The 25,976-nt window shown below is 61.2% G+C and carries 27 protein-coding genes and 1 other RNA gene; 8 read left to right on the top strand and 20 right to left on the bottom strand.

What is annotated here, in order from left to right:
- Nucleotides 1-196: 196 nt before the first annotated feature.
- From pnp to recR, 12 genes are all read right to left on the bottom strand, one after another.
- On the bottom strand, nt 197-2,335 hold the full coding sequence (gene pnp / locus ACYJRZ_RS28565) for a polyribonucleotide nucleotidyltransferase (RefSeq protein WP_459464486.1): 2,139 nt from the start codon (nt 2,333-2,335) through the stop codon (nt 197-199).
- A gap of 325 nt (nt 2,336-2,660) precedes the next feature.
- Nucleotides 2,661-2,930 (bottom strand): 30S ribosomal protein S15, encoded by a 270-nt coding sequence (gene rpsO / locus ACYJRZ_RS28560; protein WP_069613589.1) that lies wholly within the window; start codon nt 2,928-2,930, stop codon nt 2,661-2,663.
- 152 nt (nt 2,931-3,082) lie between these two features.
- On the bottom strand, nt 3,083-3,934 hold the full coding sequence (locus ACYJRZ_RS28555) for an alpha/beta fold hydrolase (protein WP_459464407.1): 852 nt from the start codon (nt 3,932-3,934) through the stop codon (nt 3,083-3,085).
- 93 nt (nt 3,935-4,027) lie between these two features.
- Nucleotides 4,028-4,960, bottom strand: a complete 933-nt coding sequence (gene truB / locus ACYJRZ_RS28550; protein ID WP_459464405.1) for a tRNA pseudouridine(55) synthase TruB — start codon at nt 4,958-4,960, stop codon at nt 4,028-4,030.
- Between the two features lie 12 nt (nt 4,961-4,972).
- Nucleotides 4,973-5,380 carry a 30S ribosome-binding factor RbfA gene (rbfA, locus tag ACYJRZ_RS28545; RefSeq protein WP_459464404.1) on the bottom strand — a complete coding sequence of 136 codons (408 nt, stop codon included), beginning with the start codon at nt 5,378-5,380 and terminating at the stop codon, nt 4,973-4,975.
- Between the two features lie 68 nt (nt 5,381-5,448).
- Nucleotides 5,449-6,057, bottom strand: a complete 609-nt coding sequence (locus ACYJRZ_RS28540) for a hypothetical protein (protein WP_459464402.1) — start codon at nt 6,055-6,057, stop codon at nt 5,449-5,451.
- Between the two features lie 89 nt (nt 6,058-6,146).
- Nucleotides 6,147-8,882, bottom strand: coding sequence for a translation initiation factor IF-2 (gene infB / locus ACYJRZ_RS28535; protein WP_459464400.1), 2,736 nt, complete (start codon nt 8,880-8,882; stop codon nt 6,147-6,149).
- A gap of 101 nt (nt 8,883-8,983) precedes the next feature.
- Entirely contained in the window at nt 8,984-9,676 is a 693-nt protein-coding gene (locus ACYJRZ_RS28530; RefSeq protein WP_069613594.1) for an RNA-binding protein, read from the bottom strand.
- Complete coding sequence (gene nusA / locus ACYJRZ_RS28525; RefSeq protein WP_069613595.1) at nt 9,673-11,283, bottom strand: transcription termination factor NusA; 1,611 nt, start codon at nt 11,281-11,283, stop codon at nt 9,673-9,675. The genes ACYJRZ_RS28530 and nusA overlap by 4 nt, the downstream gene beginning before the upstream one ends.
- 63 nt (nt 11,284-11,346) lie before the next feature.
- Nucleotides 11,347-11,955, bottom strand: a complete 609-nt coding sequence (gene rimP / locus ACYJRZ_RS28520) for a ribosome maturation factor RimP (RefSeq protein WP_459464398.1) — start codon at nt 11,953-11,955, stop codon at nt 11,347-11,349.
- A 158-nt stretch (nt 11,956-12,113) separates the two neighbouring features.
- Nucleotides 12,114-13,397: a lytic murein transglycosylase gene (locus ACYJRZ_RS28515; RefSeq protein ID WP_459464396.1), complete on the bottom strand. Its 1,284-nt coding sequence runs from the start codon at nt 13,395-13,397 to the stop codon at nt 12,114-12,116.
- Nucleotides 13,398-13,599: 202 nt separating this feature from the next.
- On the bottom strand, nt 13,600-14,205 hold the full coding sequence (recR, locus tag ACYJRZ_RS28510) for a recombination mediator RecR (RefSeq protein WP_112338892.1): 606 nt from the start codon (nt 14,203-14,205) through the stop codon (nt 13,600-13,602).
- A 57-nt stretch (nt 14,206-14,262) separates the two neighbouring features.
- Here recR and ACYJRZ_RS28505 point away from each other — a divergent pair, with 57 nt between their 5' ends.
- Nucleotides 14,263-14,886 carry an MOSC domain-containing protein gene (locus ACYJRZ_RS28505; protein ID WP_459464393.1) on the top strand — a complete coding sequence of 208 codons (624 nt, stop codon included), beginning with the start codon at nt 14,263-14,265 and terminating at the stop codon, nt 14,884-14,886.
- A gap of 2 nt (nt 14,887-14,888) precedes the next feature.
- Here the strand turns inward: ACYJRZ_RS28505 and ACYJRZ_RS28500 are convergent, their stop codons facing one another.
- Entirely contained in the window at nt 14,889-15,500 is a 612-nt protein-coding gene (locus ACYJRZ_RS28500) for a LysE family translocator (RefSeq protein WP_459464391.1), read from the bottom strand.
- Nucleotides 15,501-15,595: 95 nt separating this feature from the next.
- A complete protein-coding gene (locus ACYJRZ_RS28495; RefSeq protein ID WP_459464389.1) occupies nt 15,596-16,132 on the bottom strand; it encodes an RBBP9/YdeN family alpha/beta hydrolase in 537 nt (178 codons plus the stop codon).
- Nucleotides 16,133-16,245: 113 nt separating this feature from the next.
- On the opposite strand from ACYJRZ_RS28495, the gene ACYJRZ_RS28490 reads away from it, so the two are divergent.
- Complete coding sequence (locus tag ACYJRZ_RS28490; protein ID WP_459464387.1) at nt 16,246-16,722, top strand: Lrp/AsnC family transcriptional regulator; 477 nt, start codon at nt 16,246-16,248, stop codon at nt 16,720-16,722.
- Nucleotides 16,723-16,738: 16 nt separating this feature from the next.
- Here the strand turns inward: ACYJRZ_RS28490 and ACYJRZ_RS28485 are convergent, their stop codons facing one another.
- From ACYJRZ_RS28485 to ffs, 3 genes are all read right to left on the bottom strand, one after another.
- On the bottom strand, nt 16,739-17,062 hold the full coding sequence (locus ACYJRZ_RS28485) for a YbaB/EbfC family nucleoid-associated protein (protein WP_037155519.1): 324 nt from the start codon (nt 17,060-17,062) through the stop codon (nt 16,739-16,741).
- 106 nt (nt 17,063-17,168) lie between these two features.
- Complete coding sequence (locus ACYJRZ_RS28480) at nt 17,169-19,043, bottom strand: DNA polymerase III subunit gamma/tau (RefSeq protein WP_459464385.1); 1,875 nt, start codon at nt 19,041-19,043, stop codon at nt 17,169-17,171.
- Between the two features lie 45 nt (nt 19,044-19,088).
- Nucleotides 19,089-19,186: signal recognition particle sRNA small type (gene ffs, locus ACYJRZ_RS28475), an RNA gene on the bottom strand.
- A gap of 91 nt (nt 19,187-19,277) precedes the next feature.
- On the opposite strand from ffs, the gene ACYJRZ_RS28470 reads away from it, so the two are divergent.
- The 5 genes from ACYJRZ_RS28470 (at nt 19,278) to ACYJRZ_RS28450 (ending at nt 22,242) form a co-directional block, all read left to right on the top strand.
- Nucleotides 19,278-19,688: an HIT family protein gene (locus tag ACYJRZ_RS28470; RefSeq protein WP_459464383.1), complete on the top strand. Its 411-nt coding sequence runs from the start codon at nt 19,278-19,280 to the stop codon at nt 19,686-19,688.
- Complete coding sequence (gene nudC, locus ACYJRZ_RS28465) at nt 19,685-20,644, top strand: NAD(+) diphosphatase (protein WP_459464381.1); 960 nt, start codon at nt 19,685-19,687, stop codon at nt 20,642-20,644. The genes ACYJRZ_RS28470 and nudC overlap by 4 nt, the downstream gene beginning before the upstream one ends.
- Nucleotides 20,645-20,656: 12 nt before the next feature.
- Entirely contained in the window at nt 20,657-21,343 is a 687-nt protein-coding gene (locus tag ACYJRZ_RS28460) for a helix-turn-helix transcriptional regulator (protein ID WP_459464379.1), read from the top strand.
- An 82-nt stretch (nt 21,344-21,425) separates the two neighbouring features.
- On the top strand, nt 21,426-21,653 hold the full coding sequence (locus tag ACYJRZ_RS28455; RefSeq protein ID WP_459464377.1) for a hypothetical protein: 228 nt from the start codon (nt 21,426-21,428) through the stop codon (nt 21,651-21,653).
- Nucleotides 21,654-21,873: 220 nt separating this feature from the next.
- Nucleotides 21,874-22,242, top strand: coding sequence for a VOC family protein (locus tag ACYJRZ_RS28450; RefSeq protein WP_459464375.1), 369 nt, complete (start codon nt 21,874-21,876; stop codon nt 22,240-22,242).
- An 84-nt stretch (nt 22,243-22,326) separates the two neighbouring features.
- Here the strand turns inward: ACYJRZ_RS28450 and ACYJRZ_RS28445 are convergent, their stop codons facing one another.
- Entirely contained in the window at nt 22,327-23,181 is an 855-nt protein-coding gene (locus ACYJRZ_RS28445; RefSeq protein ID WP_459464373.1) for a prephenate dehydratase, read from the bottom strand.
- A 24-nt stretch (nt 23,182-23,205) separates the two neighbouring features.
- Entirely contained in the window at nt 23,206-23,961 is a 756-nt protein-coding gene (locus tag ACYJRZ_RS28440) for a 3-deoxy-manno-octulosonate cytidylyltransferase (RefSeq protein ID WP_459464371.1), read from the bottom strand.
- Between the two features lie 151 nt (nt 23,962-24,112).
- Between ACYJRZ_RS28440 and ACYJRZ_RS28435 the strand changes: the two genes are divergently transcribed.
- Nucleotides 24,113-24,691 carry a c-type cytochrome gene (locus ACYJRZ_RS28435; protein WP_095433515.1) on the top strand — a complete coding sequence of 193 codons (579 nt, stop codon included), beginning with the start codon at nt 24,113-24,115 and terminating at the stop codon, nt 24,689-24,691.
- A gap of 62 nt (nt 24,692-24,753) precedes the next feature.
- On the opposite strand, the gene ACYJRZ_RS28430 is transcribed toward ACYJRZ_RS28435, so the two are convergent.
- Complete coding sequence (locus ACYJRZ_RS28430; protein ID WP_459464369.1) at nt 24,754-25,911, bottom strand: patatin-like phospholipase family protein; 1,158 nt, start codon at nt 25,909-25,911, stop codon at nt 24,754-24,756.
- Nucleotides 25,912-25,976 lie beyond the last annotated feature (65 nt).

Here is a 25,976-nt window from a genome sequence, read left to right as displayed (position 1 = left end):
CAGAGCCGGAAAACATGCCCCTTGGTGTGGAGGCCGTTATCGAGCACAGTCATGTCCCCTCACCCCGCATGTGCGGGGAAAGGGCTAGGGTGAGAGGCCAGGCACCGATTCCACGATCCAGCCAAACCAACGGGCATTCAATATAAAAAGGGCGCGGAAAAGATCCCGCGCCCCGGAACTTGGATGAAGGCGCAGCTTACTCGGCTGCGTCGTCCTTCTTCTTTTCGGCAACGATTTCCTGGCCGGTCGCCTGATCGACAACCTTCATGGACAGGCGAACCTTGCCGCGCTCGTCGAAGCCGAGCAGCTTGACCCAGACCTTGTCGCCTTCCTTGACAACATCCTGCGTCTTGGCAACGCGCTCGGAAGCGAGCTGCGAGATATGGACGAGGCCGTCGCGGGCGCCGAAGAAGTTGACGAAGGCGCCGAAGTCGGCGGTCTTCACAACCGTACCTTCGTAGATCTGGCCGACTTCCGGCTCGGCGACGATCGAGTGGATCCACTTGCGGGCCGCTTCGATTTCCTTGCCGGAGGAGGAGGCGATCTTAACGGTGCCGTCGTCCTCGATGTTGATCTTGGCGCCGGTCTTTTCGACGATTTCGCGGATGACCTTGCCGCCGGAGCCGATGACTTCGCGGATCTTGTCGACCGGGATGTTCATGACTTCGATGCGCGGAGCGAATTCGCCGAGCTGGCCGCGGCTTTCGGTGATGGCCTTGGACATCTCGCCGAGGATGTGGGCACGACCGCCCTGTGCCTGGCCGAGAGCGACCTTCATGATCTCCTCGGTGATGCCGGCGATCTTGATGTCCATCTGCAGCGAGGTGATGCCGTCGGCAGTGCCGGCGACCTTGAAGTCCATGTCGCCGAGGTGGTCTTCGTCACCGAGAATGTCGGAGAGAACCGCGAAGCGATCACCTTCCAGGATCAGACCCATGGCGATACCGGCAACCGGCTTTGCCAGCGGAACGCCGGCATCCATCAGGGCGAGCGACGTGCCGCAAACCGTTGCCATCGAGGACGAGCCGTTCGATTCGGTGATCTCCGAGACAACGCGCAGCGTGTAGGGGAACTGTTCAGCCGACGGCAGCATCGGGCGGATAGCGCGCCATGCGAGCTTGCCGTGACCGATTTCACGGCGGCCCGGGGAGCCCATACGGCCGGTTTCGCCAACCGAGTAGGGAGGGAAGTTGTAATGGAGCAGGAAGCGCTCCTTGTACATGCCGGTCAGGCTGTCGACATACTGTTCGTCTTCGCCGGTGCCGAGCGTGGCAACGACGATTGCCTGCGTTTCACCGCGGGTAAACAGGGCCGAACCGTGCGTGCGCGGCAGAATGCCGACTTCCGAAACGATCGGGCGAACCGTCTGCAGGTCACGGCCGTCGATACGGCTCGACGTGTCGAGGATGTTCCAGCGAACGATCTTCGCCTGCAGGTGCTTGAAGATGGCGCCGACTTCTTCGGCCGTGTATTTGGCTTCGCCTTCTTCCGGCAGGAAGTGTGCCTTCACCTTCGCTTTGACGGCGTCGACGGCAGCGTAGCGATCGGCCTTCTGGGTGATCTTGTAGGCGTCGCGGAGTTCGGCTTCGGCGAGGCCGAGCATTTCCTTCTCGAGTTCGGAATAATCTTCCGGCTGGAAGTCGCGGGGCTCCTTGGCAGCGACTTCCGCGAGCTTGATGATCGCGTCGATGACCGGCTGGAAGCCGCGGTGACCGAACATGACGGCGCCGAGCATGACGTCTTCAGGCAGTTCCTTGGCTTCGGATTCAACCATCAGAACGGCGTCCTGCGTACCGGCGACGACGAGGTCGAGGGTCGACTCGTCCATCTCGTCGAGATGCGGGTTGAGAACGTATTCGCCATTGATGTAGCCGACGCGGGCGCCGCCGATCGGGCCCATGAAGGGGATGCCGGAGAGCGTCAGGGCTGCGGAGGTCGCGACCATGGACAGGATGTCCGGATCGTTTTCGAGGTCATGCTGGATGACCGTGACGACGACCTGCGTGTCGTTCTTGTAGCCTTCCGGGAAAAGCGGGCGGATCGGGCGGTCGATCAGGCGGGAAACGAGCGTTTCGTTTTCGCTCGGACGTCCCTCGCGCTTGAAGTAGCCGCCGGGGATTTTGCCGGCTGCGTAGGTCTTTTCCTGATAGTTGACGGTGAGCGGGAAGAAGTCCTGGCCCGGCTTCGGCGCCTTGGCGGAAACGACGGTCGCAAGCACCACGGTCTCGCCATAGGTGGCAACGACGGCGCCGTCGGCCTGGCGGGCGATCTTGCCGGTTTCGAGCTTCAGCGGGCGGCCTGCCCACTCGATTTCGACGGTATGGATATCGAACATATCTTGTCCTTGCATGATGCGGGAAAAGGCGCCATCGCCGACGAATTCGGCAGAGCGCATCTTCGACCGCACGAAATGTGACGCATCACGGGCAAGACAACGAGAGGCTTTCGAAGATCGGCCGAAGCGCTAGGCTTCGGCTGAAAGCATCCGGCAATCCTGCCCCATGACAGGTCAACGGTTGTTGTTGGCAGCACCGGCCCATCCGGCCTGCCGTCGGTCTCGCATCGCACCGTCATAAGGCGCGAGGGAAACGGGTCTCAAGGGTTCATACCCTTCATAAGCATCCGGCGGACGTTCAGGTGAACGCCCGCCGGAAATTCCGTTAGCGGCGGATACCGAGGCTGGTGATCAGCTTGGTATAACGGCCTTCGTCCTTCTTCTTGAGGTAATCAAGAAGCGAGCGCCGGCTGGAAACCATCGTCAGGAGGCCACGACGGGAGTGGTTGTCCTTCTTGTGGTCCTTGAAGTGTTCCGTGAGGTTGTTGATGCGCTCGGTCAGGATCGCAACCTGGACTTCCGGAGAACCGGTGTCGCCTTCGGCAGTAGCGTATTCCTTGATTAGCGCAGCCTTGCGCTCAGCAGTGATCGACATCGGATGGTCCTTTCTATGAGAGGAGATTGAAGTCGCCAAACGCCGGGATGTCGTCCAGCATTGGCCGCGAATGCAATCAGGCATGCCTGATGCTGGCGCTGCCTATAAACCAAATAAGCGCCAATTGAAAGAGGGTTCTCCCTGGGCGCCTTTCAGCGCCCTGCCATGGCGTCCCGGATCATGGCATTGTAGCCTCCTGGATCCTGCAGCATGGCGAAATGACTGGCATCCTTCAGGATGACAAGCTTGGCGCCCGGGATCTCCTTCGCCATCATCTCGGTATGATCCAGCTTCACCGCTTCGTCATGGTCGCCGATGGCAAGTGTCACCGGCACCGTGATCTTGCCGAGGTCGGCTGCGGTCCATGCCGGCTGCGTCTCCCACATCTTCGAGATCTGTTTGACGAAGGCGTCATATTCGTTGGGGGTCGGCGACAGCTTCCTGTAATACTCGCCGGCGACATTGATGTAGTCGTTGAAAGTCTTGTTGCTCATGACGTTGGGCTTCACGCCGTCCGTCGTGACATTGGCGGCTTGAGCGATTACGCGCGTCAGCTTTTCGGGATATTTCATCGCCATGTCGATGCCGATGATGCCACCGTCAGACCATCCGACCAGCGTCACCTTGCCGACCTTCAGATAATCGAGCAGTGCGGCGTAATCGGAGGTCATCAGATCGTAGCCAAAGGGCTGTTCGCTGCGCGTCGAGCGGCCATGCCCGCGGCTGTCGGCGACGATGACGAGATGATCTCTCGCGAATTCGGCGACCTGAGCGCCCCAGATATCGGCATTTCCGAGGCCGCCATGGATGAAGAGGATCGGGTCACCCGCGCCATATTCGGCATAGTACATCTTGATGTCGTTGACATCGGCCATGCCGCTCGCCTTTGGCTGCGGCATCGGCGGAAATGGCGGTAGCCCGGCCCACCGTTCGGCGGATTGGGCGTTCGCAGCTGTCAGGAACAGGGAAAGGAATGCAACTATTCCGAATGCAACTCTGCGCATGTTTGCCCCCTTTTTGAACGGGCCATGATGGCCCGTCGGGAGCATATCGCATAGCCATCGCCCGCAATAGCCGCTATTTCCGGTTGATTGGAGTCAGCCGAACACGCGCTTTGGACGGAATTCACCCTGGCCGATCTCGCCGATCGCAATCAGCTTGCCGCGAGCCGTGGCATAGGCCTCGGTTTCGGCAACCGGCGCATCGCGGCCACGCACGAGGATAGGGTTGCCCATCTTCAGGCGGTGCGCCTGATCGTCGCTGATCACGAGATGCGGGAGCGAAGAAAGAGCCTCGGCCGTATCGATCAGAAGCGCGTCGAGGGCCGCGAGCCGCTCGTCCGCATCCTCGATCTCTTCCAGTGCTACAAGATCCGCAAGCGGCACCATCGCCTCTTCGGCGAAGGGCGCAACGAAGCTGCGGCGCAGGCCGGAAATATGGCCGTAGCAACCAAGATCGCGGCCGAAATCGCGCGCAAGCGCACGCACATAGGTGCCCTTGCCGCACTCGACTTCGAAATGCGCGGTATTGGCATCCGGGCAAGCAAGCAGCGTCAGGCGGAAAATCTCGACTTCGCGCGATGGGATCTCGACTGTCTCGCCTTCGCGGGCGAGGTCATAGGCGCGCTCGCCCGATATTTTGATGGCGGAGAATTGCGGCGGGACTTGCTGGATAACGCCGGTATATTTGGGCAGCAGCGCGCGAATATCCTCTTCGCTCGGGCGTTTGTCGGAAGTGGCCGTGACTTCGCCCTCGAGGTCGTCGGACGCGCGTTCCTCGCCCCAGGTTACGGTGAATTCATAGATCTTGCGACCATCCATGACATAGGGAACCGTCTTGGTGGCGTCGCCGAGCGCGATCGGCAGCATGCCGGAGGCGAGCGGATCGAGCGTACCGGCATGGCCGGCCTTCTGCGCCTTAAACAGCCACTTGATCTTGGATACAGCTTCGGTCGAGCCGAAATCGATCGGCTTGTCGAGGATGAGCCAGCCCGAAATCGGGCGGCCCTTGGGTTTGCGTGATTTGGACATTCTCTGTCTCTGTTATTGATCTTGGTCGTTGTCGTCGTCGAGGTCGCGGCTGACCTCGGGCGAGCGCAGAAGCGCGTCGATCTTCTTGTAATTGTCGAAGCTCGTATCGTCGCGGAAGCGGACTTCCGGCATGTACTTCATCTGGCGAAGCTGCGGGCCGAGACGGCCGCGAATATATTTCGCATGGCGGTTCAGCGCCTCGATCACGGCGCCATGGTCGGCGACGCCGAGCGGGGTCACGAAGGCGGTCGCGATCTTCAGATCGGGCGACATGCGCACTTCGGAAATGGAGATTACGGTGCGCTCGATCAGGTCGTCGCGCACTTCGCCGCGCTGCAGAACCTGCGTGATCGCTGAGCGCACCTGCTCGCCGACGCGAAGCATGCGCTGCGAGGGCGCGGAAGAAGTTGGTTTGGTCATGGTTGTTCCATTAGCAGCGTCCCGTGGACGCAATAAAGCGGGTCAAATGACTCGATCCGGCGCAAAGGTCAAGGCTGGACAGGGTTTGCTGCCCGCCAGAAGCCGAGAATCCTTGCGAAAGCGGTATCCTGCGCCTGCTGATCGGAAAAGGCGGAGGCAGGAATATAGGTAACGAAGGATTCGAGATCGAATTCGATCCGCCCGTCGGCGCGGCTGATATTGATGATTTCGCTCCAACCGAGCCAGATCTTGATATCCGTCGACGCCCAAGACGCACCCTGAGCATCGGCCGTTGCGGTAATCACGACGCCGGGTCGAATGCGCGAGCGCATCGCCATCCGTCGCCGCCGGATTGCCCAGCGGTAGTAGACCAGAATGAGCGCGTAGATCATCAGGGAAGGCACGAGCCATATAATGGCAATGTCGGCTTCGTGGATGGAAGGTGATAGTCCGAGGACGGGGACATAGACATAGCGTCTTAGCAAATAGAAAAGAACCGGCAGGCCCGCGCCGACGGCGATCGCCGATATGAAGAACCATGCCACCTCGTTCTGCGCTTTCTGCGGGCTGCGGCGCGCCACGCGTCTGCCCGCCCGCAGCATCACCGCGACGTGCTCGTCCGGCTGGCGAATGAAGGAGACGGTGATTGAATGTTCGTCTTCAGACCCTGTCGTCATACTGGCTGCGCATCCCCGTTCGGTAGCATCCAATGAAAAACCGCCGGTTTCGGCCGGCGGTTTTGATATCTAGCAAATCGAAGGATTGCTTACAGCGTGCGGGTGATGTGCTCGACGCGGAAGCATTCGATCGTATCGCCGACGCGGATGTCTTCGTAGTTTTCGAAGGCCATACCGCATTCCTGGCCCATATTGACCTCGGCGACTTCGTCCTTGAAGCGCTTGAGCGTCTTGAGCTTGCCTTCGTGGATGACGACGTTGTCGCGAACGAGGCGAACACCGACGCCACGCTCGACCTTGCCTTCGGTGACGCGGCAACCCGCGACCTTGCCGACCTTCGTGATGTTGAACACCTCGAGGATTTCGGCATTGCCGAGGAAGGTTTCGCGGCGCTCCGGAGAGAGCAGGCCCGACATGGCCGCCTTCACGTCATCCACCAGATCGTAGATGATGTTGTAGTAGCGGATCTCGATGCCCTGACGCTCGGCGAACTGACGTGCCTGCGCGTTGGCGCGCACGTTGAAGCCGATGATCGCCGCATTGGAGGCTTCCGCCAGCGAGACGTCCGACTCGGTGATGCCGCCTGCGCCCGAATGGACGATGCGCGCACGAACTTCGTCGGTGCCGAGCTTTTCGAGCGCGCCGGCAATGGCTTCGATCGAGCCCTGCACGTCGCCCTTGATAACAAGCGGGAATTCTTTCACGCCGACAGTCTGGAGCTGGGTCATCATCTGCTCGAGCGAGCCGCGCTGACCCGACAGGCGGGCAGCCGCCTTGTCGCGGGTGAGGCGCTGGCGGTATTCCGAGATTTCGCGGGCACGGCTTTCGCTTTCGACGACGGCGAACTTGTCGCCGGCCTGCGGTGCGCCGGAAAGGCCGAGCAGTTCGACCGGCATGGCCGGGCCTGCTTCCTTCACATGCTCACCCTTGTCGTTGACGAGTGCACGAACGCGGCCCCATTGATCGCCGGCAACGACGATCTGGCCTGGACGAAGCGTGCCCTTCTGCACGAGCACGGTGGCGACGGAGCCGCGGCCGCGGTCGAGCTGGGCTTCGATGACGGTGCCTTCCGCCGTGCGGTTCGGATTGGCCTTGAGGTCAAGGATTTCCGCCTGCAGCAGGATGGCTTCGAGCAGCTTGTCGAGGTTGGTGCGGTTCTTCGCGGAGACTTCCACGTCGAGCACTTCACCGCCCATCGATTCGACGAAGACTTCGTGCTGCAGCAGTTCCGTGCGGACCTTCTGCGGATTGGCTTCGTGCTTGTCGATCTTGTTGATCGCCACGATGATCGGAACACCGGCCGCCTTGGCGTGGTTGATCGATTCGATCGTCTGCGGCATCACGCTGTCGTCAGCCGCTACCACGAGGATCGCGATATCGGTCGCCTGGGCACCGCGAGCACGCATCGCCGTGAAGGCGGCGTGGCCGGGGGTGTCGATGAAGGTGATCTTCTGACCGTTCTGCTCGACCTGATAGGCACCGATATGCTGGGTGATGCCACCGGCTTCGCCGGCGACCACGTTCGCATGACGGATAGCGTCGAGCAGCGAGGTCTTGCCGTGGTCGACGTGGCCCATGATGGTGACGACGGGCGGACGCGAAACCAGTTCACCTTCCTCGTCGGCAACGTTGAAGATGCCCTGTTCGACGTCGGATTCCGAAACGCGCTTCACCGTGTGGCCGAATTCGCCGGCGATGAGCTCTGCCAGATCGGCGTCGATGACGTCGCCCGGCTTCATCATCTGACCTTCCTTCATCAGATACTTGATGACATCGACGGCGCGTTCGGACATGCGCTGCGACAGTTCCTGAATGGTAATGGTCTCAGGCAGCACGACTTCACGCGAGATCTTTTCGCGCGTCTCCTGCATCTGGCTGCGGCGGAACTTTTCCTGGCGGCGGCGCATGGCCGAAAGCGAACGACCACGGGCATTGCCGTCTTCGTCCACGTCAGCTGTCGTAACCGTCAGCTTGCCGCGGCGGCGTTCGTCCTCGGTTTTCGGACGCGTGGTGACCGGCTTTGCCGGTTCCGGGCGTACGATCTTGCCGCGAGCAGGCGCGCCACCACGCGGCGGGCCGCGATCCTCGTCTTCCTGATTGAGTCGGCGACGGTTGGCCGGAGCTTCCACCGAAGGAGCGCCGGGACGGGCCGACTGGGGAGCCGCGTCCGGACGACGCGCCACGACTGGCGCCGCAGCCGGCTGTGCCGCCGGCTTCGGAGCTTCTGCCTGGGGCGCGGCCGGTACGGCAGGGGCAGCCACCTTGGCTTCGGCGGCACGGGCGGCCTCTTCGGCGGCGCGACGGGCAGCTTCTGCCTGCTCGGCGATGCGGCGTGCTTCCTCTTCCTGGCGACGACGTGCTTCTTCCTCGGCGCGACGAACAGCGTCGGCGGCGTCACGAGCCTGAGCTTCGGCGAGCGCGCGTCGGCGGGCGTCCATCTCGTCGGCCGACAGATGGTTCAGAACCACCGGACGCGACTGGCGTTCCTGCTGCGGGCGCTGCTGATAGCCCTGGTTTGATTGCGCAGGCCGCTGCTGCTGGCCACCAGGCTGATGAATGCGCGGAGCCGGCTGCGGCGGGCGCGGCGGCTGCGGCGTCGGCTCGGCGACGCGCGTCACTGACGGCGCGGCTGTCGTTACCGGCGTGATTGGCTTTTCGTCTTCAGGACGTAGCGGGCGGCGCTTACGGGTCTCAACCACGACCGCCTTGGTGCGACCGCGGCCCATGTCCTGGCGCACGGTGCCCTGGTTTACGCCTGAAGGCTTCAAGGTGAGGGTCTTCTTACCCGAAACACTCAGCGTCTTGTCGTCTTGATTGTCGGTCATTCCGTTCCTGTTCCTTCGGACAGGGCACGGAAATGTCCGTCAGACCCTGTCGTTCAATGCATGTACCTTAATGAGGCGTCCGGCAAAGGCCGGTGACCGCGTCATTGTTTTCGCCGGCCAGCGCCGCCCGTTGCCCGGGACTGACCGCCGTTGCGGTACCGTTCGAGCAGGTTTGCGCGCTTCACTACACCCTCACCCGCCTGCCCTGCAAGCGCCGCGGCATGGATAAAAGCATTCTGGCCCATCAGTTCGTCCATTTCCGCCTCCGTAAAGACACGGAAGGACGGTATTTCCGCTTCGGTCTCCATGCCGAGATGCCAGGCCTTCCTTGCCTGATCGATCTTGCGCACGCCATCGGCGGCGGCGTTCATCGCATGGAACACGGCAAGTGCCGAGCCGTTGCGAACGGCGCCATCCACCTTCGACGAGCCGGATACGAATTGGCCCGCCTTGCGTGCCATGTTCATCATCCCGGCCAGTTGCGCCGCAAGAAGGCGGTCGACGGTGGCGCCGAGATCGCTCGGCGCGGTCACCTCCGCCTTCAGGGCGCGGGAGAACAACTTCTTTGCCACTGCCTTGTCCACGAGCGCCCGGTCGATCTTGACCCAGCATCCGCGTCCCGGCAGCTGCCGCTTCAGATCCGGAACGACTGTTCCGTCCGGAGCGGCGACGAAGCGGATCAGCTCATCCGGCGATCCGCTTTCGCGTGTTACGATGCACATACGGCCATTTGCGCCGTCACCCGAAAGATCGTCGTCTTCGGGCGCGGCCTTCGGCCCCTCTGCGCTCATCATGCTTCCTGCTCGGCCTCGCCTTCACCTTCCGATGCCTCTTCGGCTTCGGCGGCGAGATCGGCTTCGGTGATCCAGCCGGCCAGCAGGCGAGCCTGCACGACCATCTGTTCGGCTTCGACGCGCGAGACTTCGAGCTTGGAGAACAGGCCCTCGAACTTCTTCGTTTCGCCGTTCTTGCGTTCGCTCCAGCCGACGAGGTCGTCAGCGGCGCAGCCGGCAAAGTCCTCGATCGTCTTGATGCCGTCCTCGCCGAGGGCGACCATCATCTGTGCGGTCATGCCGTTGATCTGACGCAGTTCGTCGGAGACGCCGAGCGCCTTGCGCTTCTCGTCCATCTCGGCTTCGAGCTTTTCGAGATATTCGCGGGCACGGGTCTGTATTTCCTGCGCCGTATCTTCGTCGAAGCCGTCGATCGAGGAGATTTCGTCGAGATCGACGTAAGCCAGTTCCTCGACAGCGGCAAAGCCTTCCGAGGCCAGAACCTGGCCAACCATTTCGTCGACGTCGAGCGCGTCCATGAACAGGTTGGTGCGTTCGTTGAATTCCTTCTGACGGCGCTCCGATTCCTCGGCTTCCGTCATGATGTCGATATCCCAGCCTGTCAGCTGCGAAGCGAGGCGGACGTTCTGGCCGCGGCGGCCGATGGCGAGCGAAAGCTGCTCGTCCGGCACCACGACTTCGATGCGCTCGGCGTCCTCATCGAGAACGACCTTGGCGACTTCGGCCGGCTGCAGCGCGTTGACGACGAAGTTCGCCGGCTCGCTGGACCAGGGAATGATGTCGATCTTTTCGCCCTGCAGCTCGCCGACGACGGCCTGGACGCGCGAACCGCGCATACCGACGCAGGCGCCGACCGGATCGATCGACGAGTCGTTCGAGATGACGGCGATCTTGGCGCGAGAACCCGGATCGCGGGCAACCGACTTCACCTGAATGATGCCGTCATAGATTTCGGGCACTTCCATGGTGAAGAGCTTGACCATGAACTGCGGATGCGTGCGCGACAGGAAGATCTGCGGGCCGCGTTGCTCGCGGCGGACGTCGTAGACATAGGCGCGGACGCGATCGCCATAGCGGAAGTTTTCGCGCGGGATCATTTCGTCGCGGCGGATGATGCCTTCGCCACGGCCGAGGTCGACGATAACGTTGCCGTATTCGACGCGCTTGACGGTGCCGTTGACGATTTCGCCGACGCGATCCTTGAATTCGTCGAACTGGCGGTCACGCTCGGCTTCGCGCACCTTCTGCACGATGACCTGCTTGGCCGACTGGGCAGCGATGCGGCCAAAATCCATTGGCGGCAGCGGATCGGCGATGAAATCGCCAAGGGCTGCGTCGGGATTGCGGTCGCGGGCCAGTTCCAGCGGGATCTGCGTGGAATAGTCCTCGGCCTTCTCGACCACTTCGAGCAGGCGTTGAAGTCGGATTTCGCCCGTCTTCGGATTGATGTCGGCGCGGATGTTCGATTCCGTGCCATAACGCGAGCGCGCGGCCTTCTGGATCGCATCCGCCATTGCGGCAAGCACGATCTCGCGGTCGATGACCTTTTCGCGCGCCACTGCATCTGCGATCTGCAGAAGTTCTAGCCGGTTCGCACTGACTGCCATTGTTCTTAGTCTCCGTCTTCCTGCCTTCAGGTTTCCCGTTCCGTCAGGCGGTTCGTTGATCGGTTATTCTTCTTCGTCGTCCGCTTCGTTCTGGTTCGCTGCCTCGGCTTTCGCCAGCTTGTCGGCGCGCAGCGCGTCGCGGATGAGATCGTCCGTCAGGATCAGCTTGGCTTCGGCCAAGGTGCTGAACGGAATGGTCACCTTGAGCTCTTCGCCACGGGTAACCTGGTCGCGCTCGATCGTGAAACCATCCGCATCGACTGCGACGATCTTGCCGCGGAAACGCTTGCGGTTATCGACGAGGATCGACGTTTCGCACTTAACGAGGTGGCCGATCCAGCGCTGGAAATCTGACTTTCGCACCATCGGGCGGTCGATGCCTGGCGAAGACACTTCGAGATGATACGCCTTATCGATCGGATCTTCCACATCCAGGACCGGAGAAATGGCCATGGAGACCTCTTCGCAGTCCTCGACGGTCATGGTGCCGTCGTTACGCTCGGTCATGACCTGCAGCGTCAGGCCGTTCAGATTGAGGAGGCGAACGCGCACCAGACGGAAGCCCATGCCCACAAGCACGGGCTCGATGATCGCGGCGACGCGCTGATCAAGGCCGGTTTCGACGATCAGCCGGGGTTCATTGGTATTGTCTGCGTTTGTCACGTCCGACAAGCATTCACTCCGCATTGTTCATGCATTGGGAGATCGCGCTAATAAAAAAGAGCGGGTCCTTGCGGCCCACTCTTCATCACACGATCAAGAATTTGATGCGGATATAAGCCTCTTTCCGGCAAATTGCAAGGCATTCGCGCCGAAAGGCGTTTCCGCAGCTATTTCAGCACACCGAGCATGGAGCTGTCGGGATAGCAGGTGGGCTTCATGCCGCTCTTTTCCTGCCATTGGCCGATCGAGCGCCGGGTCTTGTAGCCCGGCAGGCCGTCCGTGCCGCCGACATCATAACCCTTGCGCTCCAAAGCCTTCTGCATGTTGGCGACGTCGGAGCGCAGCATCTTGCCGACATCGCCCCATTTTTCCTGGAAGGCACCGCTGCCATTGGCGATACGATCGGCGAGATTGCCGATGTAGAGGCCGTAGAGGTCGGAATTGTTGTATTCCTTGATGACGTAGAAATTCGGCGTGACGATGAATTCCGGCCCATCGCGGCCGGCCGGGACCAGCATCATGCCGCTGGCGCGCATTTCGTCTGCCGGAAGGGCCTTGCGGGAAACCGGCTTGATCCCGAGCGAGGCCCATTGAGAGATGGGCTTGGCGAGATCAGGCCCTTCCTGCGCGCAGGAGACATTTTGCGGGATCGTCACTTCGTATCCCCAGCCACGATCGCGCTGCCAGCCCTTCTGAACCATATAGTTGGCTATGGATGCCAGCGTGTCCGGCACCGAAGTCCAGATGTTGCGATGGCCGTCGCCATCGAAATCGACGGCATATTTCAGGTAGTTGGTCGGCATGAACTGCGGCTGGCCGAGTGCACCGGCCCAGGAGCCCTTGAACTGATCAGGCGTGACGTCGCCATGCTCGAGGATGCGCAGCCCAGCGATCAGCTCGTTGCGGAACATGTCCTTGCGGGTCGACATGAAGGCCTTGGTCGCCAGGACCTGAATTGCGGAATTCGGCAGTTTGGCGATGCCGAAACCGGTTTCCCGCCCCCAGATGGCCAGCAGTATCGGCCCCGGTACGCCATAGGCCTTCTCGATCCGCCGTAGCACCGGCCCATATTGCGAGGCGAGACTTCGCCCGGTTACCGCCAGTTTCTGCAGCCGTCCCTCATTGAAGTATGGGGCGGGGGACGAGAATTCGGCCTGGCTCTGTGCCTGCTGCTTCGGTTTCGGGAAACCCGGCGGCTCGAGGTCAGGCAGATCCCAGTTCAGCATCACGCCGGCGAAAGCTGCCTGGAAGGTCTTTTCCGAAATCCCCGCCTTTCGCGCTTCCGGCCAGAGATCCTTCTGAATCCAGGCCTGAAACTGCGCTTCGACATCGGCTTTCGAGGCGGCGAGTGCGGGGAGGGGGAGAAGGGTGAGGAGGAAGGCGCAGAGTAGGGAAAGCAGCCTTTGTGCATGCCGAGCCGCTGATACCCCCCTCTGTCGCTTTCGCGACATCTCCCCCGCTCGGGGGGAGATTGTTGGGAGTTCGCTGCCGCCGTTATCCGCGAAATTTCCCTCGGCATCTGCAGGCGGGATATTGGTTTGAGGCAGATCGCCGCTGCGGGCCACCAATCTCCCCCCTTGTGGGAGAGATCTCAGCGGAAGCTGACGGAGGGGGGTAAAAACTCTCCTCATACTCTTTCCTTTGTCGCGGCTCTCAAATCGCCGTCCGCGCCCTCAGCGCCGCCGCAAGCGTGCCTTCGTCAAGATAATCGAGCTCGCCGCCAACGGGCACACCATGGGCAAGACGGGTGATCTTGACCTCGAGGCCATCGAGCTGATCGGTTATATAGTGTGCTGTGGTTTGCCCCTCGACCGTCGCATTGACGGCGATGATGATCTCGCGGACGCCGCCTTCGCCGACGCGGGCGATCAATCCGCGAATATTGAGATCGTCAGGCCCGACGCCGTCGAGCGGCGACAGGACGCCGCCGAGAACGTGATAGGCGGCGTTCATCGCGCCAGATCGTTCCAGAGCCCAGAGATCGGAGACATCCTCGACGACGATGATAACGGACTGATCGCGACGATCGTCGGTGCAGACGGTGCAGGGGTCGACGGTATCGACATTGCCGCAGCGCGAGCAGATCTTCACCTTGTCATAGGCATCGCCCATGGCATGGGACAGAGGCCCGAGCAGCTGGTCCTTCTTCTTGATCAGATGCAGCGCCGCGCGGCGCGCCGAACGCGGCCCAAGGCCCGGCACTTTCGCCAGGAGCTGGATGAGTTTTTCGATTTCGGGGCCGGTGACTCGCTTTGCCATGGGAGGCTTTTAGCTCATAAGCTTCAAGAACGGAATCTCGGAAGGAACGGTTGAGCGATGAAAATTCTGGCCGTGTGCCGCGGTGCCCCTGAAACGCTGCCAGGCAAGAAGGCGAAGACCGGGATCAACAAGCACGCAGTCAGTGGTGCGGTCATGATCGACGAGCTGGGGCTGCTCGGCGATGCTATCTGCAATCGCAAGCATCATGGCGGCCGTGATCAAGCCGTCTATCTCGAGGGCTCGCTGACGCTGGACTGGTGGGCAAGCGAGCTTGGGCGATCGCTGGAGCCGGGCATCTTCGGTGAAAATCTCATCATCGAAGGCCTGGACAATCGCGAGATCGCTGTCGGCGATCGATTCATAGCCGGCGATCTTGTTCTGGAAGTGAGCTCCGCGCGCATTCCCTGCTCGACCTTCGCGGCGAAGATGGATGATCCGCAATTCGTCAAGCGATACATCCGGGCCGGGCGGCCCGGCATCTATTGCCGCGTTCTTGCGGGGGGCACGGTGAGCGCCGACATGCCGGTCACCTACCTGCCCTATGCCGGCGAGAGGGTGACGATGCCGGAAATGATGGCGACCTTCGGGAGGCGATTGTCGCCGCAGGATCGGGCGCGCTATCTGGCGACGCCTATCCATCATAAGCTGCGTGCGTTCATCGAAAGCGACGCAGCGGCCTGAAATCACCGCATGGCGATGGCGACAGCCGCACCTGCCATGGTGCCGGCGCTGGCACGATTGGCGATGCGCACGGCTCGGCGGCTCTTGAGGAAAGTTCTGGCCTTGGCGGCGAGCATCGCCCAGGAGAGGTCGATGATGACGAGCACCGCAAACATCGTCGCGACCAGCTCGGCCCAGCCCGAAATCGTCACGCCGTGCAGATCGATGATCGAGGGCAGTAGCGCTACATAGAAGACCATGATCTTCGGATTGCCCATGGTAACCGTGAAACCGGCGAGGAAGAGCCGCACGGCTGATTGCTCGTCCGGCAACTCCTCTCCCGCCGTATCGGAGGAGGCAAACCACATCTTCCAGGCAAGATAGAGCAGATAGGCGACGCCAAGCCACTTGATCGCCACGAAGGCGAGGTGGAAGGTTTCGGCAATGGTCGCAAGGCCGGCAACGGCGCAGGTCAACCAGATCGCCTCGCCGAGCCACATGCCGGAGAGGAAGGGCAGCACGTTGCGCGCGCCTTTCGTCAGCACGCGCGCCACGAGTGCCGCGATGTTCGGTCCCGGCGATCCCGCCGCAATGAACAAGGCACCGGCAAAAACAAGCAGCGTCGATAGGCTCATCGCATTCCCTCCAACAGGGCAGGCTGGACGATATCTGGAAGAAGAGCGCCAGAGATAGCATTCCGGCGCGGCTTTTCCAAATGCAGGATTTGCGTTCAGCCAAGCTCGGCGCGAAAACGCCCGAAGATCGCCTTACCTTCCGGCCAGTTGCCCAGTCCGGATGCCGCATTGATATGCCCGTGTGGCCCGACATCGACGAAGGTGCTGCCCCAGCTTTCGGCGCTGCGACGCGCATGGTCGAAGGAGCTGAAAGGATCATCGGTGCTGGCGACAAGCAGGGATGGAAAAGGCAGCCGCTGCCGTGGCGGATTGGCAAAGCTGCCGGCCTCGGCAAGATAGATTTCGCCTGTAGGGTCGGGCGCGGCCACCATGAACGCGCCGAGGATCGCCGCCTTCTTGATGGGCGCCCAATGGGCTATCAGCTGGCAGGCAAGGCTGTGCGCGATCAGGATCGGCGGCGTTTTGGAGCGCGAGATTTCGCGCTCGAGCGCGGCAATCCAATCCGTGAGTATTGGCCTGTCCCAGCTGGAAGGCTGGAAGCGTCGCATGGCCGGATCGTCCCGTTCCCACAATGTCTGCCAGTGACCTTGGCCCGAACCGCCAAGTCCCGGTAGCGTGATGATATCGCTCATCTCTATCCTTTCTCCATAGTCTTTCACGGAGAAAAGCTGGCATGCCGGGACGTGGATTGACATTGCAATCCATCGGATAAAACTTTCACCAACCGATGAACTGAAGGTGAGCGATGGATACTTTTGAAAGAGGACTGGATCCGACGGATCTATCGATCATCGAAATCCTGCAGCAGGACGGGCGAATTTCGGTATCGGAGCTCGGCCGTCGTGTCGGCCTGTCGCAGCCGGCGGCATCGGAGCGGCTGAAGCGGCTGGAGGAGCGTGGCGTGATTGCAGCTTATCGCGCCGTCGTCGATCCCGCTGCCGTCGGGCTCGGCATGATGGCAGTGATCCGCCTGCGCACCACGCATGAGCATATCCGGCCGTATCTGAAGCAGTTTTCGGAAATGCCTGAAATTATCGAGGTTCTGAGGCTGACAGGCGAGGATTGCTTCCTGCTCAAGGTTCTCGTGCCGACACCATCAGACCTTGAAACCATCGTTGATTCTATCGCCCGCCACGGCGCGGTGAGGACATCGCTGGTGCTACGGAACGAACCTGTAAAGGCGATAGGCCGCGATCTCATTCGCAAGGCGGCCGCACGCTGAAAGAAATAGTCCAGCCTCAGAACGGCAGCTTGAAACCAGGCGGGATCGGCAGGCCGGCGGTCAGTTCGCGCGTCTTTTCGGCGGCGATCGCCTCAGCCTTCTCCTGAGCATCCTTGTTGGCGGCGACGATCAGGTCTTCGAGGATCTCGACATCGTCTTCCTTGAAGAGCGAGGGGTCGATCTTGAGGCCGACCATCAGGCCTTTGCCGTTGACGGTGACGGTGACGAGGCCGCCGCCGGCCTTGCCTTCGACGCGAATGTCGGCGATCTCCGACTGCATCTTCTCCATCTTCGCCTGCATTTCCTTCACTTTGCCCATCATGCCCATGATGTCGCGCATCGTCTTTGGTCCTTCTTCTCCAAGTCTCTGTTTGAGCGGCAGGATATGTCGTCGTGGTCGTCAACCGCTTCAAGTCGAAGCGGTTCCGTCAGCATTCATCCTAGCCTTAGAATTCGATGTCGTCGCCGGGTAGAATATCGCCATCGACGGATTCGGCGATTGCCGGCGGAGCCGCAGCTTCATCCTCTTCGTCCGTTTCGGGAGCTCGCACCCGCACATCGATGATCTTTGCGCCCGGAAATTGCGCAAGGATCGCCGCGACATCAGGGTCTTGCCGCGCATCGGCGACCCGCTGCTTCTGGGCGTTCGCCTCGGCCTCGACAAGCGTCGGTTGGCCTTCCTCGCGGCTGAGGCTGACGATCCAGTGGATGCCGGTCCATTCCTTCAGCTTGACGGCAAGCTCATTCAGCAGCGTGCCGGGAGCACCGGGGGCTAGGCTCACATCGAGCCTTCCTGGCTCCAGCTTGACCGGGCGCACGAAGGTACGCACCAGCGCCTTCATCTTCGGATCGCGCTTCTGGCTCGCAAGTTCGGCGATATCAGCCATCGAATTGACCGGTACGAGCGGTTTCGGCACTTCGGCTGGTTTCGTCTCGATGCGGCCGACGGGCTGCGAATCCGGCTGTGTATTCGGCACGGCGCGCAACATGGCGACCGGGGCGGAAGGTGCAGGCCGTGGCGCCGGCGTTTCGACCGCGCGGGCCATGGCGCTGCCCTGATAGGACACTGCGCCGCCGCCATTGCCGCCGCTCGAAGATGGTGAGGGGCGGGAGCCGCCATTGGTGTCGGAAAATTCGGCAAGCCTGCGTGCCGCATCTTCGGGTGCGGGAAGGTGGGCGGCATGCGCAAGACGGATCAGCACCATTTCGGCGGCGCCGGCGGTGCGCGAGGCATTCTCAGTCTCGGCAATGCCCTTGAGCAGCATCTGCCAGATGCGGGAAAGTGCGGTGACCGCAACGCCTTGCGCGAATTCCGCCGCTTTCGTGCGCTCGACTTCGCTGAGCGACGGATCGTCGGCGGCATCGGGCACATATTTGAGGCGGGTCACGAGATGAGTGAAATCGGCAAGGTCGGTCAAGACAACGACGGGATTGGCGCCGGCCTCGTACTGGCTATTGAATTCGGCAAGGGCTGCCGAGACATCGCCTTTGACGACATGGCCGAAGAGATCGACAATGCGGGCGCGGTCGGCAAGGCCGAGCATGGCACGCACCGCATCGGCGGCAACGAAGCCGCTGCCATGGGCGATCGCCTGGTCGAGCAGCGACAGACCGTCGCGCGCCGAACCTTCGGCGGCACGCGCGATCATGGCGAGCGCTTCCGGCTCGGCCTCGATGCCTTCCTTGGCGGCAATGGTGGTGAACAACCCGACGAGATCGGAGGCGCTGATGCGGCGCAGGTCGAAGCGCTGGCATCGCGACAGTACCGTGATCGGCACCTTGCGGATTTCGGTGGTCGCGAAGATGAATTTTACATGCTCGGGCGGCTCTTCGAGCGTCTTCAGCAGCCCGTTGAAAGCGGCCGTCGACAGCATGTGCACTTCGTCGATGATATAGACCTTGTAGCGCGCCGATACCGGCCGATACCGCACCTGCTCGATGATCTCCCGGATATCGTCGATACCCGTATGCGAAGCGGCGTCCATCTCGATGACGTCGACATGCCGGCCTTCCATGATTGCCTGGCAATGGTCGCCCGGCTCGCGCAGGTCGATGGTGGGCCGATCGATGTCAGCGGTCTTGTAGTTGAGCGCGCGGGCAAGGATGCGGGCGGTCGTGGTCTTGCCGACACCGCGCACGCCGGTCAGCATATAGGCTTGGGCGATGCGGCCGGTCTCGAACGCGTTGGTCAGCGTACGGACCATCGGCTCCTGGCCAACCATCAGGTCCGTGAAGTCCTTGGGTCTGTATTTGCGGGCCAGCACCCGGTAGCCGGTGCCGGTCGAGGCGGCATCTTTTGCTTGTCGCTCGGTGTCGCTCATCGCCCTGCTTGTTGCCCGGAAAGCCGGGTCTTGCTTTCGGAAAGGGTGGGAGGCTGGCACGAATGACCCGTGCCGGGCTCGTTAGGGCTGCTTCCTTCCGGACCTGACCCGGTTGGCGAGTGGCTCGTCCACCACCAACCTCCCGGATGCACATATCGGCAATATCGTCATCAAAAGCAAGCCAAGGTCAAAAAAAACTGCTAAACATTTGATAAAACAATGGAGGATGCCCCCTTGAAGGAGTTCACGCTCGACGATCGTCTTGCGAATGACAGCGTTTCCGTCACCATAACTGGCCTTTGCGACGTCAGGCTGATGAAAGACAGCCGCTGGCCGTGGCTGGTGCTGATCCCGCGCCGGCCCGACAAATCGGAGGTCTTCGAGCTGACCCCGCTCGACCGGATCTTGCTGACCTTCGAAACGGATAAGGTCGCAAGCGCCCTGAAGACGGTGACGGGAGCAACAAAAATCAATCTCGGGGCACTTGGAAATATCGTCCGGCAGCTGCATGTTCATGTCATCGCGCGGTTCGAAGGTGATGCCAACTGGCCCGGCCCGGTCTGGGGCTATGGCAAGGCGGAACCCTATTCGGACGAAGACATGAACAGCCTCATAGCCAAGTTGCGGGAAACGCTTTCACAATGAGCCATTCCATCTTTTCCTCGGATGCCCCGCATCCGGAAGCCAGCAGTCTCACCGCTTTCGCGGAAAACCAGCTCAACCGGGATGCCGAGCATCGCGACGAGGAATCGATCAAGCATGCGCTCGCCAAGGAAGGCACGCACATCCTGGCCTTCGCTCAGGACCGGCTTGTCTTGAAGCATGATGGCCAGGTGCTCGACCCGCTGTTTGCCCGCTACGAGCTGCAGGAGCTCGACCCGAATTGGGAGGAGGCCGTGTTGCTCGGCTACCGCAAGACCGGCGAGCCCCGGCTTGCCGTCCCTGTTGGTGTACATGCCGATGAACTGGCGAGCCAGTATAAACCCGCTGATATGCGCTCTCTCTGGCGCGATCTCCTGCTGGAAGGCGAGATCCTAGGCGAAGCGGCGCAGGGCATGAGCCTCTTGCGCTGGAACGGCGACAACCGTTTTTGCGGACGCTGCGGCTCGGTCATGGAAAGCCGGATCGGCGGGTACAAGCGGATCTGCACGGCTTGCGAACATGTGATTTTCCCGCGCACAGATCCCGTGGTTATTATGCTTGGTATCGATGAAGAAAGAAATCGCTGCCTCCTCGGCCGTAGCCATCATTTCGCGCCGGGCATGTATTCTTGTCTCGCCGGTTTCGTCGAGCCGGGTGAAACCATCGAGAATGCGGTGCGCCGCGAAACACTCGAGGAATCCGGTATTCATATCGGCCGTGTGCGCTATCACGCCTCGCAGCCCTGGCCCATGCCGCATTCCCTCATGATCGGCTGCTATGCCGAGGCCAAATCGATGGAAATCCATATGGATGAGGCCGAGCTTGAGGATTGCCGCTGGTTTACTCCGGAAGAGACGCTCGCCATGCTCGACCGCGTCTCGGCCTCCGGCAATACCTCTCCGCCCAAGGGCGCCATCGCCCATCGCCTGATGCGCGACTGGGTGGAATGGAAGCGCTAGGACTATCCTGCCATGGCTCGCTCCGAACGCTTGCTGACGCTGTTGCAGACGCTGCGGCGCTATCGTCGTCCGGTGAGCGGTGCCGTTCTGGCGGAGGAAACGGGCGTCAGCCTGCGTACGCTCTATCGCGATATCGCCAGCCTGCAGTCGCAGGGCGCCATGATCGAGGGCGAACCGGGCATCGGCTATGTTCTGAAGCCCGGCTTCATGCTGCCGCCGATGATGTTTTCCCAGGATGAGATCGAAGCGCTGGTGCTGGGATCGCGATGGGTGGCGCGAGCAACCGATGCCCGCCTGGCGGCGGCCGGAACCGATGCTCTCGCCAAGATCGCCGCCGTTCTGCCTCCAGAGATGCGCGAGGCGATTGATCAGGCCGCCGTGGTCGTCGGCACACGCCGCATCACGGAAGACAAGGCCGATCTCTCCCTGATGCGCAAGGCGATCCGCACCGAACGTATGGTGCAACTGACCTATGGGGATGTGAACGGCGCCATTTCCACCCGTCGTATCTGGCCTTTCGCGCTCGGCTATTTCGACAACTCCCGCATCATTATGGCATGGTGCGAGCTGCGTCAGGATTTCCGCCATTTCCGCGCCGACCGCATCGTCGATTTCGCGGTGCTCGAGGCGCGTTACCCACGCCGCCGCGTCGCCCTAGCAAGAGAATGGCAGGCCAAAGAGGGCATTGCCCACACCTGACCGTCTGACGCAACGCTACTGCCAGAAACTGTCAGTAGGCTTGGCTATAATGGGCCCATCCAATCAGGAAGGAGGACCGATCATGGCAAGCACTGTTTTTATTACAACGAAAGAACTGCATCGCGGAAACGTCGGCGCGCGCAGGGGCAAGCGTGGGTCATGGCCGGCTCGCCTCTTTGAGGTCGTGCTCGGCTATTTCTCCCACCGGTGGAATCGGCTCGATATCGAAGAAGTGCCTGATTCCGTGAAGCGGGACCTTGGCTTCCTGGACGGTTGTGCGCCGTATCGAGAGGAAGATCGGATGCACTGAGGCCCGCCACGGGACCTCGCCGCGGCCTTCGCGATAACGACCTACGCATAATCAAAGATCCAAACGCAAGACGCCGATTCGAAAAGTGCAATGCGCTTTGAAACGGCATCTTCGCAAGCATCCAACAGGCAATGACACAGTCATGTCAGGCGAACTTTGCTCCGTTCGCCGGTCCCTATCCGCATGCCATTAAATTCATCCAAACGAGAGGATCATCCAAATGACCAGCCCCAACCTCATCATCTTCTATGTCAAGGACCCCAGCGAAAGCACGCCGTTCTATCGCGATCTCTTCGGCCGTGAGCCGGCATTCGCATCGCCGAACTTCGTGGCCTTTGCGCTCGACAACGGCCTTAGCCTCGGCCTCTGGCGCCGCAGCAGCGTCGAGCCCCAGCCCTCCGCCATCGGCAATCGCGGCGAGCTGGGCTTCATGGTCGAAGGCCCCGGCGCCGTCGAGCAGCATTACAAGGATTGGAAGGCACGCGGCCTGCCGATCGCGCAGGAGCTGACGACCATGGATTTCGGTCCAACCTTCGTCGTGCTCGATCCGGACGGCCATCGGCTGCGCGTTTGTGAGCCGGATAAGTAAGAAGCCATCTCCTTCCCCGCACCCTAACCCCTGCTCGCGCGCGGGCAGGGGAACTCGTCACCAAGGCATTATGATTACCGCTACTTAGAGATCGCCCCGCGTGGGATGCCCTTTGTAGACGCCCAAGATCCGGACCTTCTCGGAGAAGAAGCGCAGTTCTTCCAGCGCGCGGCGCACATGCGCATCGGCGGGATGACCTTCGATGTCGGCATAGAATTGCGTTGCGACAAAACGGCCGCCCAGCTGATAGCTTTCGAGCTTCGTCATATTGATGCCGTTGGTGGCAAAGCCGCCGAGCGCCTTGTAGAGCGCGGCGGGAATGTTGCGGACGTTGAAGACGAAAGTCGTGACGATCTTTTCGTCCGCCGAGCTGCGTTCCGCCCAATCCTCGTCGCGCGACAGGATGACGAAACGCGTCATGTTGTTTTCGGTGTCTTCGACATTCTCGGCGATGATTTCCAGCCCATAGAGATCGGCCGCGAGCCGTGGCGCCAGCGCCGCCATGCTGCGGTCGCCGGTTTCCTTGATCAGCTTGGCAGCCCCTGCCGTATCGCCGGCGATGACCGGTTTCCAGCCGTTGGCGCGGACGATGTTACGGCATTGGCCGAGCGCGTGGATATGGCTGTGTACCGTGCGGATCTCTTCCTTCTTCACGCCGGGCAGCACCATCAGTTGGAAACGGATCGGCATGAAATATTCGCCGACGATATGCAGGCGCGATTCCGGCAGCAGATGATGGATGTCGGCGACGCGGCCGGCGATCGTGTTTTCGATCGGGATCATGCCGAGATCGGCATCGCCGTTCTCGATGGCGGTGAGGGCATCCTCGAAGGTCTGGCAGGGCAACGGCTCCATGGTCGGGAACATGTCACGGCTGGCCATATCGGAATTGGCGCCGTACTCGCCCTGGAAGGAGATCTTGTTGGTCTTGGTAATCATGGGACTGCCCTTGGGGGAATGCCGTCAGAGAGAAGCGGCGGAGAGGATGCGTCTGGCCTTTTCGAGGTCGGCGGGAGTATCGACACCGAGCGGGACCGTGTCAACGATCTCGACATCGATGCGCATGCCCGCCTCCAGCGCCCGCAACTGCTCCAGTGATTCGCGCCGCTCCAGCGGCGACGGTCCAGCCTTGACGAATTTTTCGAGAGCAGAGCGGCGATAGGTGTAGAGGCCGATGTGATGATAGAGCGGCCCCTGCCCATAGGGCGCAGTGGCCCGGGTGAAATAGAGCGCGCGCAGGCGATTTTCGGAAATCGGGGAGCCGACGACCTTAACGACGCTCGGCAGGGTCTTTTCTTCTTCATCCTTGATCTCGACGGTGAGCGTCGCGATGTCGACGGCCGGGTTTTCGAGCGGGCGCAGCGAGGCTCGGATGGTCTCGGGATCCACCGTCGGCAGGTCGCCCTGCACATTGACGATGATTTCGGCCCGGCCTTGCGGATCGACGGCCTGCAACGCCTCATAGATGCGGTCGGAACCGGATTGATGATCTCCACGCGTCATGACGACGTCAAAGCCGGCATCGGCGACTGCGGCATAGGTATCCTCATGGTCGACGGCTACGACGATGCGACCGATCGCCGCCTCGCGTGCGCGCTTGGCAACCTGTACGATCATGGGCAGGCCACAAATGTCGGCGAGCGGCTTGCCCGGCAGGCGCGTGGAGGCCATGCGGGCGGGAATGAGGACCAGCGTCTTGTCTAAATTTGGATCAGTCATTGTTGGGCCTTCTATTCCCGAGGGAAAAGTGTCAAAACGTCTCATGGTGGAGACCGTTTACAGAGTTGCAAGAAACAGCCAAAAGACATAGGTTTCGCGCGAATTCAAGATGGGCCAGCGGAGGATGCTGGCGGCGAGGGGAGCATAGCAGATGAATTCATCCTACGTGAACATGGGAGTCGGGGCACTTCTGGCCACGCTGTTCGTGTTGAAGTCCGTGTCGCTCGCGTCAGGATTTATTTTCCATTCAGAGGCGCCGGAAAAGCCCGGTTTTGCCATCGTCGCGACCGAGGAGCCGGCTGCGGGCGGTGACAAGGGCGCGGCCGCCAAGGCGGAAACGCCGATCGCTCAGCTCCTGCAGAAGGCTGATGCCAAGGCCGGCGAAACGATCTTCAAGAAGTGTCAGGCCTGTCATTCCGGAGAAAAGGGTGGTCCGAACAAGGTCGGCCCCGATCTCTGGGGTATTGTCGACCGCCCGGTCGCCGAGCACGAGGGCTTTGCCTATTCGGCCGGCATGAAGGATTTTTCCAAGGGCGGTTCGGAAAAATGGACCTATGATCACCTCTATCACTTCCTGGCTGCACCGAAGAAATTCGTCGCCGGAACGGCAATGGGCTTTGCCGGCTTGCCGAAGGAAGAGGATCGCGCAAATGTGATCGCCTATCTGCGTACGCTTGCCGATACGCAGGTCCCGCTGCCGGACCCGAACGCACCGGCTGCGACGAACTGAGCCAATTAACTGGATCGATTGAAAAACGCGGTCGCCGGGACCGCGTTTTTGGGTTTAATCGTTCAGATCGCGTGCCGGCGCGAGGCCCTACGCTGATCGAGGTCGAAGACTTTCAACCCGTCCTCGGCGCTCGGAGGCGTACGCCAGTCTTCCGCGATTAGCGCTTTGCGGGCATAGCGCAAGCCTGCTTCCCAATGCTCGTGCATCGATAGCGCAGAAAACTCGTAATCCTTTGAATGCGAGCGGAATTGCTTGTTGCGGTAGATCAGGTGGATGATGGTGACGCCGTAATCGGAACAATGCTGCTCCAGCTTTTTGATCTCCGGATCGGCCTTGGCCCCTTCGGGAAGTCGCGCATAAAGATCAGATATTGCACGCCGCAGGCGATGACGCTCCAGGAAGAGATCGGTGTTGAGCCGGGTGCGGCTTGAATAGGTAATGTCCTTGCGCCGTTCCTCGACTTCCTCGAGATCCTGCGGCAAGGGACCGACGGCGCTGAAGAGATCGACTTGGAACACGACCGTATCGATATCGGCACCATTGCGCAGCACGTAGCTGAGCGGCGTGTTCGAGACGAGGCCACCGTCCCAGTAATGCTCGTTGCCGATCTTGACGGCCGGAAAGCCCGGCGGCAGGGCGCCGCTTGCCATCACGTGCTCCGGCCCGATCTTGATGTCCCTGTTGTCGAAGAAGGCGAAGTTGCCGGTGCGCACATTGACGGCGCCGAGGCTCAAACGCACCGGGCCGTGATTGATCCGGTCGAAATCCACATGGTCGAGCAGCGTCTGGCGCAATTGCTCCGTATCGTAGATGCTGGTTGCGCCCGCCGATCCGCGCGTCTGGAACCAGGCCGGGATCTGCCATGGGGAAAAGAAGCCTGGAACGCCGAAGGTTGACACCCACCAGCTGCTGACGGTGCGGTAGAAGGGATTTGTCTCGCGCCGATTTTCCATCAGCAGATCGACGGGGAGATGCACAGTTACCTTGTTCCAAAAGGAGCTCAGCGCCTTGAGCCGTTCGCCGGGCACGTTGCCGGCCATGATGGAGGCGTTGATCGCGCCGATCGAGATACCGGCGATCCAGTCCGGCTCGATATTCTGTTCTCTGAGCGCCTGGAACGCGCCTGCCTGATAGGAGCCGAGCGCGCCGCCGCCTTGGAGCACGAAGACCTTCTGCGCATAGGCTGACGCGGGATTGGTGACTTGGGTTGCAATGTTCATGTGCCATCCTTTGCTGCGCTCCGGATGGGAAGGCCGGGATGCGCAAATATATGACCATTTTCCTG

The organism is Rhizobium sp. No.120 (assembly GCF_054558365.1).
The sequence above is the reverse complement of the archived record's forward strand: the minus strand, read 5'-3'. Positions and strand labels throughout refer to the sequence as shown.

Excerpts from the sequence above, each read along its gene's own strand:
- ACYJRZ_RS28455 (WP_459464377.1), top strand. The coding sequence starts at position 21,426 with ATGGCAAGCACTGTTTTTATTACAACGAAAGAACTGCATCGCGGAAAC.
- ACYJRZ_RS28445 (WP_459464373.1), bottom strand. The coding sequence starts at position 23,181 with ATGATTACCAAGACCAACAAGATCTCCTTCCAGGGCGAGTACGGCGCC.
- nusA (WP_069613595.1), bottom strand. The coding sequence starts at position 11,283 with ATGGCAGTCAGTGCGAACCGGCTAGAACTTCTGCAGATCGCAGATGCA.
- truB (WP_459464405.1), bottom strand. The coding sequence starts at position 4,960 with ATGTCCAAATCACGCAAACCCAAGGGCCGCCCGATTTCGGGCTGGCTC.
- ACYJRZ_RS28555 (WP_459464407.1), bottom strand. The coding sequence starts at position 3,934 with ATGCGCAGAGTTGCATTCGGAATAGTTGCATTCCTTTCCCTGTTCCTG.
- rpsO (WP_069613589.1), bottom strand. The coding sequence starts at position 2,930 with ATGTCGATCACTGCTGAGCGCAAGGCTGCGCTAATCAAGGAATACGCT.
- ACYJRZ_RS28540 (WP_459464402.1), bottom strand. The coding sequence starts at position 6,057 with ATGACGACAGGGTCTGAAGACGAACATTCAATCACCGTCTCCTTCATT.
- ACYJRZ_RS28460 (WP_459464379.1), top strand. The coding sequence starts at position 20,657 with ATGGCTCGCTCCGAACGCTTGCTGACGCTGTTGCAGACGCTGCGGCGC.
- ACYJRZ_RS28450 (WP_459464375.1), top strand. The coding sequence starts at position 21,874 with ATGACCAGCCCCAACCTCATCATCTTCTATGTCAAGGACCCCAGCGAA.
- pnp (WP_459464486.1), bottom strand. The coding sequence starts at position 2,335 with ATGTTCGATATCCATACCGTCGAAATCGAGTGGGCAGGCCGCCCGCTG.
- ACYJRZ_RS28480 (WP_459464385.1), bottom strand. The coding sequence starts at position 19,043 with ATGAGCGACACCGAGCGACAAGCAAAAGATGCCGCCTCGACCGGCACC.
- ACYJRZ_RS28490 (WP_459464387.1), top strand. The coding sequence starts at position 16,246 with ATGGATACTTTTGAAAGAGGACTGGATCCGACGGATCTATCGATCATC.
- nudC (WP_459464381.1), top strand. The coding sequence starts at position 19,685 with ATGAGCCATTCCATCTTTTCCTCGGATGCCCCGCATCCGGAAGCCAGC.
- ACYJRZ_RS28430 (WP_459464369.1), bottom strand. The coding sequence starts at position 25,911 with ATGAACATTGCAACCCAAGTCACCAATCCCGCGTCAGCCTATGCGCAG.
- ACYJRZ_RS28530 (WP_069613594.1), bottom strand. The coding sequence starts at position 9,676 with ATGATGAGCGCAGAGGGGCCGAAGGCCGCGCCCGAAGACGACGATCTT.
- rbfA (WP_459464404.1), bottom strand. The coding sequence starts at position 5,380 with ATGACCAAACCAACTTCTTCCGCGCCCTCGCAGCGCATGCTTCGCGTC.
- ACYJRZ_RS28505 (WP_459464393.1), top strand. The coding sequence starts at position 14,263 with ATGAAAATTCTGGCCGTGTGCCGCGGTGCCCCTGAAACGCTGCCAGGC.
- ACYJRZ_RS28515 (WP_459464396.1), bottom strand. The coding sequence starts at position 13,397 with ATGTCGCGAAAGCGACAGAGGGGGGTATCAGCGGCTCGGCATGCACAA.
- ACYJRZ_RS28495 (WP_459464389.1), bottom strand. The coding sequence starts at position 16,132 with ATGAGCGATATCATCACGCTACCGGGACTTGGCGGTTCGGGCCAAGGT.
- infB (WP_459464400.1), bottom strand. The coding sequence starts at position 8,882 with ATGACCGACAATCAAGACGACAAGACGCTGAGTGTTTCGGGTAAGAAG.
- ACYJRZ_RS28500 (WP_459464391.1), bottom strand. The coding sequence starts at position 15,500 with ATGAGCCTATCGACGCTGCTTGTTTTTGCCGGTGCCTTGTTCATTGCG.
- recR (WP_112338892.1), bottom strand. The coding sequence starts at position 14,205 with ATGGCAAAGCGAGTCACCGGCCCCGAAATCGAAAAACTCATCCAGCTC.
- ACYJRZ_RS28485 (WP_037155519.1), bottom strand. The coding sequence starts at position 17,062 with ATGCGCGACATCATGGGCATGATGGGCAAAGTGAAGGAAATGCAGGCG.
- ACYJRZ_RS28435 (WP_095433515.1), top strand. The coding sequence starts at position 24,113 with ATGAATTCATCCTACGTGAACATGGGAGTCGGGGCACTTCTGGCCACG.
- ACYJRZ_RS28440 (WP_459464371.1), bottom strand. The coding sequence starts at position 23,961 with ATGACTGATCCAAATTTAGACAAGACGCTGGTCCTCATTCCCGCCCGC.